This window comes from Candidatus Margulisiibacteriota bacterium (assembly GCA_031268855.1).
Lineage (GTDB): Bacteria > Margulisbacteria > Termititenacia > Termititenacales > Termititenacaceae > Termititenax.
In genome coordinates, this window is the sequence record JAIRWS010000134.1 from 1 (window position 1) to 11073 (window position 11073).

11 protein-coding genes are annotated in these 11073 nt (G+C 50.9%); 7 read left to right on the top strand and 4 right to left on the bottom strand.

All coding sequences use genetic code 11. The features are described from left to right. Positions 1-412: 412 nt before the first annotated feature. Positions 413-643, bottom strand: coding sequence for a hypothetical protein (locus LBJ25_07725; GenBank protein MDR1453842.1), 231 nt, complete (start codon positions 641-643; stop codon positions 413-415). A 248-nt stretch (positions 644-891) separates the two neighbouring features. On the opposite strand from LBJ25_07725, the gene LBJ25_07730 reads away from it, so the two are divergent. Beyond that, positions 892-2058 (top strand): GAF domain-containing protein, encoded by a 1167-nt coding sequence (locus LBJ25_07730; protein ID MDR1453843.1) that lies wholly within the window; start codon positions 892-894, stop codon positions 2056-2058. Here the strand turns inward: LBJ25_07730 and rpiB are convergent. Both rpiB and LBJ25_07740 read right to left on the bottom strand, forming a co-directional pair. Further along, positions 2055-2486 carry a ribose 5-phosphate isomerase B gene (gene rpiB, locus LBJ25_07735; GenBank protein MDR1453844.1) on the bottom strand — a complete coding sequence of 144 codons (432 nt, stop codon included), beginning with the start codon at positions 2484-2486 and terminating at the stop codon, positions 2055-2057. The two genes, LBJ25_07730 and rpiB, sit on opposite strands and share 4 nt — an antisense overlap. A gap of 23 nt (positions 2487-2509) precedes the next feature. Continuing rightward, on the bottom strand, positions 2510-3283 hold the full coding sequence (locus LBJ25_07740; GenBank protein MDR1453845.1) for a hypothetical protein: 774 nt from the start codon (positions 3281-3283) through the stop codon (positions 2510-2512). A gap of 132 nt (positions 3284-3415) precedes the next feature. Between LBJ25_07740 and LBJ25_07745 the strand changes: the two genes are divergently transcribed. From LBJ25_07745 to LBJ25_07765, 5 genes are all read left to right on the top strand, one after another. Further along, positions 3416-3793: a helix-turn-helix transcriptional regulator gene (locus LBJ25_07745; GenBank protein ID MDR1453846.1), complete on the top strand. Its 378-nt coding sequence runs from the start codon at positions 3416-3418 to the stop codon at positions 3791-3793. Between the two features lie 74 nt (positions 3794-3867). Beyond that, positions 3868-5526, top strand: coding sequence for a dihydroxy-acid dehydratase (gene ilvD, locus LBJ25_07750; protein ID MDR1453847.1), 1659 nt, complete (start codon positions 3868-3870; stop codon positions 5524-5526). Beyond that, entirely contained in the window at positions 5527-6807 is a 1281-nt protein-coding gene (locus tag LBJ25_07755; protein MDR1453848.1) for a GNAT family N-acetyltransferase, read from the top strand. It abuts the gene before it with no gap. Between the two features lie 102 nt (positions 6808-6909). Then, positions 6910-7200, top strand: coding sequence for a putative addiction module antidote protein (locus LBJ25_07760; protein MDR1453849.1), 291 nt, complete (start codon positions 6910-6912; stop codon positions 7198-7200). Positions 7201-7287: 87 nt separating this feature from the next. Next, positions 7288-9582 (top strand): ATP-dependent Clp protease ATP-binding subunit, encoded by a 2295-nt coding sequence (locus tag LBJ25_07765; GenBank protein ID MDR1453850.1) that lies wholly within the window; start codon positions 7288-7290, stop codon positions 9580-9582. Here the strand turns inward: LBJ25_07765 and LBJ25_07770 are convergent, their stop codons facing one another. Then, on the bottom strand, positions 9583-9954 hold the full coding sequence (locus tag LBJ25_07770; GenBank protein ID MDR1453851.1) for a helix-turn-helix domain-containing protein: 372 nt from the start codon (positions 9952-9954) through the stop codon (positions 9583-9585). It abuts the gene before it with no gap. A 102-nt stretch (positions 9955-10056) separates the two neighbouring features. On the opposite strand from LBJ25_07770, the gene LBJ25_07775 reads away from it, so the two are divergent. Then, positions 10057-10956, top strand: a complete 900-nt coding sequence (locus LBJ25_07775) for a hypothetical protein (protein MDR1453852.1) — start codon at positions 10057-10059, stop codon at positions 10954-10956. The last annotated feature ends 117 nt before the right edge of the window (positions 10957-11073 follow it).

An 11073-nucleotide genomic window follows, 5' to 3' on the forward strand; every position in this document is an offset into this window, starting at 1 on the left:
CGTTCCGTTTAATGACAGTTTGGCTTGTCTGTACTGGCGCGCCATGCGAAGCGTGGCGCCGAAGCTGTCAACTGTACCATCTTGCCTCGCGTTAAGCGAGGCAACTAGTCTGCCGTTAAAAGAGTGCGGTTTAACATATGCTTTTTGCGTGTAAAGAAAGCGGTTTGGTTGGTCACATAGGTAATACTTTATTCTCCGGCGTTAGTAATTTTGATGATGTATACCAGGGTATAGTACTCCGGCACCACACTGAACGCTGCGGCTGCCGTGGACTTTATTGCCGTGCCTGTCCCTTTGTCCAAACCTGTTGACCTTTGCTTTTGTGCTTTTGGACAAAAATACCGCAATAAAAAAGCCGGTCGATCGACCGGCTTTTTATTTTTATCCTTTTTCCCCCCGAAAAAAGGATAAGCTAATGGTTTTGGTTTTTGAGCAGGGCTTCCAGCAGCCTGCGCTCGTCCACGCTGAGTTTTTGCTCAATGCGCCCCAGCAGTATTTCTTTTTGTTTCTCTTCGCGCTCCCGCGAACGTATCCATTCCTGCACCGCTTCGTCGGTGGCGTTCTGCATCGTGATCCCCAGCTTGGTCGCCAAAAATTTCAAACTCTGATGCAGCTCGTCGCTCACGTACAAAATCTTGCTCATAACCCGCCCGCTTTCCTTACTTAATCAAATAAGTAATTGTTTATTTGATTAAATATAACAAAAAATAATTTATATTACAATATAAAATCTTAAAATAATTATTTCTTATATATTTTATAATATTTCAGGATTTTGTCAAGCCTTAAATTCGTTTAATTTACCGAAAAAATATAGTCAAATAGGTGTTAATTATTATAGAATGCTTGTTAAGAATTGTTTTCGTATTATACGAATGTTATAATTTTCGCATGGTCAATCAAAAATTGCGGACGTTTTCCGAAATTTCCCAGATAATTATTTCCACGCTCAATACCCGTGAAATTTACAATAATATTGTGAAGCTTATCGCTGAAGCCGTGGGCGTTGACCGCGCGATTTTTTTTATTGACCAAAATGACACGCTGGTGTCGGTGGCCGTGCACGGCGCGCCGGCGCAGGGTGTGCTTGGCCGCGCCCTCGACAAAAACACTTCCGTTTTTGGGCGTTTGTACCGCGACGGCAGACCCAGGCTCCTGCGGGCGACACGCCAGACCGATCTGGTCAGGATGCTGGGCGCCGCGCAGTATTACACCGTGCCCGTGCAAACGCGCGACAAGACGCTGGGCATACTGGCAGTGGACAATGTGCCGTCGGGGCGGCCGCTGGCCGATCTTGACGAGGAATTGCTGGAGGCTCTGGCCGGGCAGCTGGCCGTGGCCATCGAAAACGCCGCCCGCGTGGCCGAGCTGGCGCGGCTCAATAGAGAGCTGGCCGCCAACACCATAATCTCGGACATTATGCATCAGATCAAAAATCCGCTGACCCCGCTCAAAATGTTCGCGCAGCTGGCGGAAATGTATCCGGACAAACAAAAATTTTGGGCGGAGCACGGCTCTGTTATCAAAGAGGAAATTCAAAATCTGGAAAACAATGTGCAGGCTATTTTGAGTTTTACCCGCCGCGCGGAATTTAAGATCCAGCCGCTGGATCTGGCGGATGTTGTGCAAAAAGTTTTGAGCTTGGTCAAAGTGCAGGCGCAGAACGCCGCGGTGCGGATAATCGTAAATATTGCCGGAGGCCTGCGGGTACTGGCCGACCTGCCGGCTTTTCAGCAGGCTTTGCTCAATCTCCTGCTCAACGCGATCGAGGCCATGCCGCCGGAGCGCAAAGGGAAGATCGAAATTTCAGCCCGGCTTGCTGAGGATAGAGCCGCGGCGGTCATCACTATCCGCGACAATGGCTGCGGCGTCAGCAAAAACAATCTAAAAAAAATATTTACGCGACGTTTCACGACTAAAGCCAAAGGCAATGGCCTGGGGCTGGCTGATGTGCATCGTATTATTGAGGAACACAAAGGCAGTATCACCGTGCAGTCGAAATTAAACAAAGGCACAGTATTCACGATAGAGATGCCGTCCGCCGCGGAAAAAATTTAGCCGATCTGGCTGACGCGCCGCGCATGCCGTCCGCCCTCGAATGGCGTGTCTAGCCAGACCTTTACGATCTTTTTGGCTAATTCCGGCTCGACGCTGCGGCCGCCCAGCGCGAGGATATTGGCGTCGTTGTGCCGGCGGGACATTTCCGCCAGATACTCGCTAGCGCAGTTGGCGGCGCGGATGCCTTTGACCTTATTGGCCGCGATGGATATGCCGATGCCCGTCCCGCAAAAAATTATTCCGCGCTCGGCCTGTCCGGAGGCGACAGCTTCCGCGGCTTTCCTGCCGTATTCAGGATAATCCACGGACTCCGCGGAGTGTGTGCCCAGATCGCTGACCGCATAGCCGCCGAGTTCCGCGAGAAATTTTTTGATAATTTCTTTTAATTCAAATCCGCCGTGGTCGCTGGCCAGAACTAGTTTGGGCATTGACTGATTATAACACAGCATTCTCACCGTACCCGTCTAATATAGATCAGCGAATAATAGGCCGGCATGTTGTAGGCGTTCGTGTCCGTGGCGGAACTGTTGTCATTGCTGGTTGTTCCAGAATGAGTGTGCGTTGCGTCTAGAGAAATACCTTTGTATCCGGACACGCCTGTTTTGGTTTCTCCATATGCTGGATCGTGTAATACACTTGCCGCAGAACTTCTGGATAAAATTCCTAAAGCAGAATCATGACTCACACCACCATTACTAGCCCCATCGATGATTACAAAAGTTGTAAAACTCCCTGTTAGGGTTTTGCTGGTGGAAGATGTTGTAAACCCATGCGTGTGCTTCGGCAGCATAGCGGCGGTCAAGGCATTGCTGCCGCCGATATTCGCCAGACCGCCCTTGCCCTTGATAAATTTATCTTCCAGATCAGGGGTTAGGCCATTATTGTAATTTGTTCTATTGCAGGAATACCAGCCGAACAATGTAACATTATCTTGCCAGCTCGTCCCGTCGTACATCAGTATAGTGCCTATCGGCAGGCTGTCCTGTTTGCCGCTGAACGCATTAGCTATAGCCTGAACTTCGCTTGCCATTAAGTCCAGAGCGTCATGTACCGCTTTGGTTGAAGGATACTCCGTGGAGTTGCTGTTGCTCAAAGTATCTTTTTTATTGTTCACATTTTCTTTGGTATTCAACGCCGCAGTCATGCCCGCCGCCGAAAGCTGTTCGCCTTTCTTAATAAAATACGGCGCCTCTTCAAATTTGTCATTGTAATTATTGGTGACCATAAAAATACCCCCTTGTGTTTGATGCCATAATTATAGCACATTTTATAGCAAAATGCTACTAAATTTTATCTGACAATACTATAAAGATAATCCCTTGAAATGGATATATTGATTTAGAAAGGTTGTGTGTCCATGGACATGGAAAAAGACGTGACGGACAAAGAATTAAAACGCCTGATCAGCCAGAAATTAAAACAGCTGCGGAAAAAAAGCGGTAAAACTATTGAAGAAACCGCGCAGGATTTGGATCTGGATTATTCGATATTTTACAATCTCTACAATGGCCGGCGGCTGCCCCGCCTGACGACGCTGGTCAAACTGAGCCGCCGCTATGGTTTGCCGATAGAATATTGGTTTAAGGATTTGGCCAAAATGCCGCCGAAAAATACGGCTTGGGCGGAACGCCGCGCCGCGGAATTTAACCTGCTCAAAAATTTTAACCGTTTGGACGGGCCGACCCGACAGGTAATGTCCCGCGTTTTGCAAAAACTCGGCAAAGGGCGGGGTTAATTTTCATTTTTAATAGATAGGTGTATTATACGCCGATATTTATTTTATTTGGAGCGGCGGACGAAGGAGCTTTTATGCGTTCGGACAATGTCAAACAGGGCCCGGCTCGGGCGGCGCACCGCGCTTTGCTGCGCGCGACGGGGCTGCGGGACGGGGATTTTCGCAAGCCGTTCATCGGCGTGGCCAATGCTTACACTAATATTATCCCCGGGCATCTGCATTTAAATAAATTGGCCGAGGCGGTCAAAACGGAGATCGTCCAGGCCGGCGGCGTGCCTTTGGAGTTCGGCGTGATCGGCGTCTGTGACGGCATCGCCATGGGGCATGAGGGCATGAAATATTCGCTGGGCTCGCGGGAATTGATCGCGGACTCGGTTGAGACCATGGGGCAGGCGCATTGCTTTGACGCCATAGTTCTCCTGCCCAATTGCGACAAGATCGTGCCGGGCATGATCATGGGCGCCTGCCGCCTCAATATTCCGACGATAGTTTTATCCGGCGGGCCGATGCTGGCCGGTGAGCGCAACGGCCAAAAATTAGACTTGAATTCCGTATTTGAAGCGGTCGGCCGGTTTAATCAAGGGCTGATTTCGGCAGAGGAATTTCACGCTATTGAGTGCGCGGCCTGCCCCGGGCCGGGTTCCTGCTCGGGCATGTTCACGGCCAATTCCATGAACTGTTTGTGCGAAGCTCTGGGTCTGGCTCTGCCGGGCAACGGCACGATACCGGCGGTGGATCCGCGGCGCGTCGATCTGGCGCGCCAGGCCGGAAAACAAATTGTGGAGCTGGTCAAAAAAGATCTGAAGATCCGCGACATCCTCAAAAAAGAAGCGTTCGATAACGCGCTGGCGCTGGATATGGCGCTCGGCTGCTCGACAAACTCCGCGCTGCATCTGCCGGCCATCGCCTACGAGGCTGGCCTGGAGATCACTTTGCGCCTGATCAATGAGGTTTCGGAAAAAGTCGCGCATCTCTGCGATCTGGCGCCAGCTGGCCCAGACCATCTGGAAGACCTTGACCGCGCGGGCGGCGTCATGGCCGTGCTGAATGAACTGGATAAAAAAAGCATTTTGCAGAGAGATCTGCCGACCGTGACCGGACGATCTATTGCTGAAAATTATAAAAACCATCCGGTATTGGAGCATAAAGTTATCGCGCCGATCGACAAACCCTATCATGACAAAGGCGGGCTGGCCGCGCTTTTCGGCAATATTGCCCGTGACGGCGCGGTCGTGAAACAATCGGCTGTCGCTCCCGCGATGCTCAAACACAGCGGCCCGGCAAAAGTATTTGACAGCGAGGATGCGGCTTATCAGGCGATCACCGGCGGCAAGATCGTCAAAGGCGATGTGGTGGTGATCCGTTACGAGGGTCCTCAGGGCGGTCCGGGTATGCGCGAAATGCTGCTGCCGACTTCGACGATCGCCGGTATGGGGCTGGATAAAGATGTGGCGCTGATCACCGACGGCCGGTTTTCCGGCGCGACGCGCGGCGCGTCCATCGGCCATATTTCTCCCGAAGCTATGGCTGGTGGCGAGATCGCTTTGCTCAAAGACGGCGATATTATTGAGATCGATATTCCGCAGAAAACGCTCAACGCGCGGATTTCCGCGCCGGAAATGGAGCGGCGCCGCCAGGCCTGGCAAAAACCAGAGCCGAAAATCAAGACCGGCTATCTGGCGCGCTATGCCAAGCTGGTAACTTCGGCCAATTTAGGCGCGGTCGTGCAATAAATGTCTCTGGGGGTAAAAATATTCCGCGGCGGAGAAGATCTGCCATCCGCGATCGGACAGCTGGAAAAAGAAGCCGCGGTCGATAAAACCTATGTGCTGTACACCGGCAATGAAATTGTCGGCTGGACACAAATTCTGAAACAGGATACCGGACAATACGAATTGGGTTATTTGGAGATTTTGCCCAAATACCGCGGTAAAAAATACGGCCGCGCGCTGGCGCGTTTTGCCCTGTATGAAAATGCGGCGCGGGAAATTTACGCGCTGACTATTATTCCGGAGTTTTTTGAAAAGCTCGGTTTTGTCCGCGCGGCTTATCCGCCGTTCGTCGACCACAGCTCTCCAGAGTGTCAGGCCTGTGAGCCGGCGCGCTGCGTGGCTTTGCTTTTTACCAAACCGGCTGATCTGGTGCGGTATGGCGCCGAGCAAAAACTCCTGCGGAAATATGAGCAGGATATTATTACCGGCCGTAATTTTATGGGCAGCGAGTTCTCCGCGGCCAATGAAAAAACCTGGACCTACGCCGAGAACATTTATTTTTTGGAGATCGATAATTTTTTGTTTCTGGTGGCCTATCCTCTAGCCGAAGAACCTTTTGGCGTGGTCTGCCCGTACCGCAGTATTCCCGATACCGCGCTGGATAAATATTTTGCCCGTCTGCGCGAGCTGAACATTCACCAGCTGGCTTATGTGAACGCGCAGATCTGCCGCCTGCTGCATAAATATTCCGGCGCGCCGCGGCTGAGATTTCAGGAAGACCGCGCTAATTTTGATTATCTGTACAAAGTCAGTGATTTTGCGGCCTACGCCGGCGCGCGTTTTGCCGATAAACGCAACCGCTTGAAAAAATTTCTGCGCAATAATTCTCCCGCGGAGATAATTTCGTACCGGCCGGAATTAAAAGAAATGTTTTTGAGTTTTGCCGAAAAAAAACTGACCGCCATGCAAGTCGGCGTGATTTCCGCGGAGGTTTTAAAGCTGGGGCTGGCGCAAGATCTTTATCAAGGCTTTCTGGTCAAGATCGGCCGCGCGGAGATCGGTCTGCTTTTGTACAGTGAGCTTAATCCACGCACGGCGATCGTGCATTTTGAACTGATCGATGAGAGTTACGATGGCATCGCGCAGTTCATGAACAATTATCTCGGTCAGGCGTTGTCCGGCAAATACACTTTCATCAACCGCGAGCAGGATTTAGGCCTAACGGGACTGCGCCAGTCTAAACTTTCCTACAATCCCTACCGGCTGGTCAAAAAATATGCGGTAGAGTTTTGTATTTTATAAATGAAAACGGCAGTTTGATAATTTTATTGTGCGGCGGTAATAAATCTACGTAGCAAAAAGATATTAAACTTGCACACAAATTAAAGGAAGAGGTAAGCTAACATGGTTAAAGTCTATGATTATGATTTTTCCAAACAGCTTAAAACAGAAACTGACATAAAAGTTTACCTGGAAACTGTTTTTGAAGATGGCGACCCTGCGGTTATTCAAGCGGCATTAGGCAATGTGGCTAAAGCGCGGCGTGCTATGAGTAAAATTGCCAGGAAATCGGGCGTTAATCGTGAGAGCCTTTACAAATCTTTATCCAAAAACACCAAGCCTTACTTTGGCGCTATCAGCAGCGTTGTCAACGCGCTGGGCTACAAATTAACCGTGGTTCCGCAGCGCGCCTAAAGTTTGCCGCCGGCCGCAACGCGCCAAAAAAATAATCCCAGCCTGATTTATGCTATAATATAAGAACTACTATTTTTGGGGGTTTGGATGTTTTCGAGATTCACAGAAAAAGCGATACAGATCATCATTACCGCGCAGGAAGCGGCGCGGGAGTTTTCCAGCGAGTCGCTGGGCACCGATCATTTACTGCTGTCCCTGCTGGAGTCCGCCGACAAAAATGACATTATCAACAAAGTGCTGGCCAAAATAAATATCAACCGCGGCGAATTGATCGACGATTTGGAGGAGATAATTTCCAACAAAGCCAAGCCGGTCGTGCCGGACAATATCCCGTTTACGCCGCAGGTCAAACGTGCGCTTGGTTACGCCTGGGAAGAGGCGCGGCAGCTGGGACATTCTTCGGTGAGCGTGGAGCATCTTTTTCTGGCCTTGCTGCGCGATCCGGACAGCGTGGTGGCCAAAGTGCTGGGTGCGCGCAATGTCGCTCTAATGGTTGCGAAAAACGCCGTGCTGAGCCTGCTGGGGCCGGAGGTTAAAACCAGCGGCACGGAATACAAAAAACCCGTGGACACTCCGCTGCTCAATGAGTTTGCGCGCGACCTGACCAATCTAGCCCTGAATAACAAACTCGATCCGGTGGTCGGCCGTGAGCGCGAGATCGAGCGCATCGTGCAGATCTTGAGCCGCCGCACTAAAAATAATCCAGTCTTGACCGGCGATGCCGGCGTGGGCAAAACCGCGATCGTCGAAGGGCTGGCGCAGCGCATTCTGCAGAAAGAAGTGCCCAAAAATTTGCTCGGCAAGCGCGTGGTGACTTTGGATCTGGGTTTGATCGTTGCCGGCACAAAATACCGCGGTGAATTTGAAGACCGCATGAAAAAATTACTGGCCGAGGTCAAAAAAGCCGGCAATGTGATCATGTTCGTTGATGAACTGCACACGATGGTCGGCACTGGTTCCACCGAGGGTTCGCTTGATGTGGCCAACATGTTCAAGCCGGCGATGGCGCGCGGTGAAGTGCAGATCATTGGCGCGACGACGCTCGATGAGTACCGCAAGTATATAGAAGACGATTCCGCGCTGGAGCGGCGTTTTCAGTCCGTGTTGGTCGATCCGCCGAGCAGCGAGGAGACTTTGAAAATTTTGCAGGGCATTATCGGCCGTTACGAGGAATACCACGAAGTAAAATTTTCGCTGGAATCGCTGGAAGCAGCGGTGAGCCTTTCGGTGCGCTACATCACCGACCGGCAGCTGCCTGACAAAGCGATCGATCTGATCGACGAGGCGGCGGCGCGCGTGATACTCAAAGGCAAAAAAACCGTGGTCAGCGCCGAAGATATTGCCGAGATCGTGGCGCTCTGGAAAGGTATTCCGGTCACGCAGGTCTCCAAAAACGAGGCGGAGCGTCTGCTGACTATGGAAGCGGAATTAAAAAAACGCATCATCGGTCAGGACGAGGCGATTGCCGCACTGGTCAAGGCGATCAAGCGCGGCAAGGCCGGCCTCAAGGACCCCAAGCGGCCGATCGGCTCATTTATTTTTTTAGGCGCGTCCGGTGTGGGCAAGACCGAGCTGGCCAAAGCGCTGGCGGAATTCATGTTCGGCCAGCAGGAAAATATGGTGCGTATCGATATGTCCGAGTACACGGAGAAACACACCGTGTCGCGGCTGGTCGGCGCGCCGCCCGGCTATATCGGCCACGACGAGGGCGGGCAGTTGACCGAGCCGGTGCGCCGCCGTCCGTATTCTGTGGTGCTTTTTGACGAGATCGAAAAAGCCGCGACAGAAGTGCACAATATTCTCCTGCAGATCATGGATGACGGAATTTTGACGGACAGCAACGGTCGCAAGGTGGATTTCAAAAACACCATTGTGATCATGACTTCCAATGTCGGCACGCAGGCGCTGAAAAAAGATACAACTTTCGGCTTCATCGCCGGCGATGACCGCAGCAAGAGAAGCTATGAAAAGATCAAAGAGACGGTGCTGGGCGAATTGAAAAACGCTTTCCCGCCGGAGTTTTTAAACCGCCTTGACGACACGATAGTCTTCCGTATGCTGGATAAAGACGATCTGCAAAAGATCGTCCGGATCATGCTGGCGGATTTAAATAAGCGTTTGACCAATCACAATCTGACGCTGGAGATTTCCGACGCGGCGGCGGACTTTTTAGTGGAAAAAGGCTTTGTGGAAAATCAGGGCGCGCGGCCGCTACGGCGCATTATTCAGGATCAGGTGGAAAACGCGCTGGCCGATAAACTGCTGTCCCGCGAAATCGCCGAGAATAGCAATGTCAGCATTGACGCGCAAGATAAGGTCTTGATCTTTACGGCCGGAAAAAAAGTATCCCGTCCCCGCCGCAAAAAACTGGCGCCGGCGTGATCAGGTAAGTTTTCCTCGGGCATTGCGGAGTTTTAAAACATTCAGCAGAAAAGCCTGCTCGGGCAGTTTGAGCTTGTCGATCTCTTTAAGAATGTTGAATTTAAGAGAGCTGACTTTGGCCGCGGAGTTTTGTTTGGGCAGATCATTGAGAAAATACTCCGGCCGCACATTTAAGCCGTCGGCGATCTTGAGCAAGGTCTCTAGTCTGGGTGTTTTCTTGCCGCGGACGATGTAATAAAAATTAGAATATTCCAACCCCATATTCAGCGCGGCTGTCTCGGTGGTCAGACCCTGCCGCCGCATTAAGTCGCGGATCCTGGTGGCGATCAACTGGCGCAAAGGAGCGCTGAGGCCGGAATTGTTTTTGAACATAGATACCTTCCCCTTTATGGTATATTGTTTGGTCAAATATATTTATTGACATTAGTCAAAAAGTAGTGTATACTTTGGTCAAGTACTTACAGAGGGGGGATTATGGCAAACGCTTACACAGATAATTACGACGGTATAGCAACAGGGCAACCGCTGTCAGCGCAAAAAATGACAAACGCGCTGAATACCAAAGAAAACGTGGTAAATAAAAAGGATACTTTAAGCAGCAGCTCAACGGAGTATCCTTCAGCGAAAGCGGTCTACGACAGCCTGAATGAAAAAGACAGCGGCGCGGTGCACAAAGCCGGAGCGGAAACAATAACCGGCGTTAAGACATTCGGCGCGGCTGATCTGGTGGCCGAGCCAAAATTGGGCATGGCTAAAACGACTGACGCCGCCAATGACGGCACAAAATTCGCCACCGAAGCGCAGGTGTATGCTGTGAAAAACGCGATCAGCAGTAAACAGGATGGTCTGCCGATAGGCACGATCCTGATGTACGACGGCGCAAGCTGGCAAGATAATATTACGCTGAAAGGCTGGTATTCTTGCGATAGAGGAAATTATAATAAAGGCTTAACTCCTGATCTGGAAGATAAATTCATCAAAGGCAAAGGCAGCCTGGCGAATACCGGCGGCAGCAATGCTCTGGCCGCCGCTATGCTGCCGAAACACACGCATACTATTTATACCAATGCGACAAAAACCACGGACAGAACCGCTGCCAAGAGTTTGACGGGGCACTTACCTGCCACAGATACTCCTTATAGTCATGCTTATTATCCATACTACGAAAAAGCAACAGATGGTGTTTTTAGCCTGACTAATGAAAATAATCAATGGGGGCCATCAGGAAGTGATGTTGATAATGCCCGTTTTGTGCTTGACGCCACACACGAACATACCGGCGGCGCTAATAATGACAATAGCGGTACGACCGACAGCAACACCAGCAATATGCCGGCGTACTATTCACTGATTTACATCAGGAGATGCGCGTAGCGGATACGGCTCGCTTTTAGATTTTTGCAGAGGTTTCAGAAAATTCGATTTGTCAAAACCCGCGTAATTGCCTATAATCTAAATCCTGATTCTAAGTCCTTAAAGATTGGAGCGTAT

What these genes read in the sequence shown, in the direction of transcription:
- LBJ25_07725 (MDR1453842.1), bottom strand. Translation starts at nt 643, where the DNA reads ATGAGCAAGATTTTGTACGTGAGCGACGAGCTGCATCAGAGTTTGAAA.
- LBJ25_07730 (MDR1453843.1), top strand. Translation starts at nt 892, where the DNA reads ATGGTCAATCAAAAATTGCGGACGTTTTCCGAAATTTCCCAGATAATT.
- rpiB (MDR1453844.1), bottom strand. Translation starts at nt 2,486, where the DNA reads ATGCCCAAACTAGTTCTGGCCAGCGACCACGGCGGATTTGAATTAAAA.
- LBJ25_07740 (MDR1453845.1), bottom strand. Translation starts at nt 3,283, where the DNA reads ATGGTCACCAATAATTACAATGACAAATTTGAAGAGGCGCCGTATTTT.
- LBJ25_07745 (MDR1453846.1), top strand. Translation starts at nt 3,416, where the DNA reads ATGGACATGGAAAAAGACGTGACGGACAAAGAATTAAAACGCCTGATC.
- ilvD (MDR1453847.1), top strand. Translation starts at nt 3,868, where the DNA reads ATGCGTTCGGACAATGTCAAACAGGGCCCGGCTCGGGCGGCGCACCGC.
- LBJ25_07755 (MDR1453848.1), top strand. Translation starts at nt 5,527, where the DNA reads ATGTCTCTGGGGGTAAAAATATTCCGCGGCGGAGAAGATCTGCCATCC.
- LBJ25_07760 (MDR1453849.1), top strand. Translation starts at nt 6,910, where the DNA reads ATGGTTAAAGTCTATGATTATGATTTTTCCAAACAGCTTAAAACAGAA.
- LBJ25_07765 (MDR1453850.1), top strand. Translation starts at nt 7,288, where the DNA reads ATGTTTTCGAGATTCACAGAAAAAGCGATACAGATCATCATTACCGCG.
- LBJ25_07770 (MDR1453851.1), bottom strand. Translation starts at nt 9,954, where the DNA reads ATGTTCAAAAACAATTCCGGCCTCAGCGCTCCTTTGCGCCAGTTGATC.
- LBJ25_07775 (MDR1453852.1), top strand. Translation starts at nt 10,057, where the DNA reads ATGGCAAACGCTTACACAGATAATTACGACGGTATAGCAACAGGGCAA.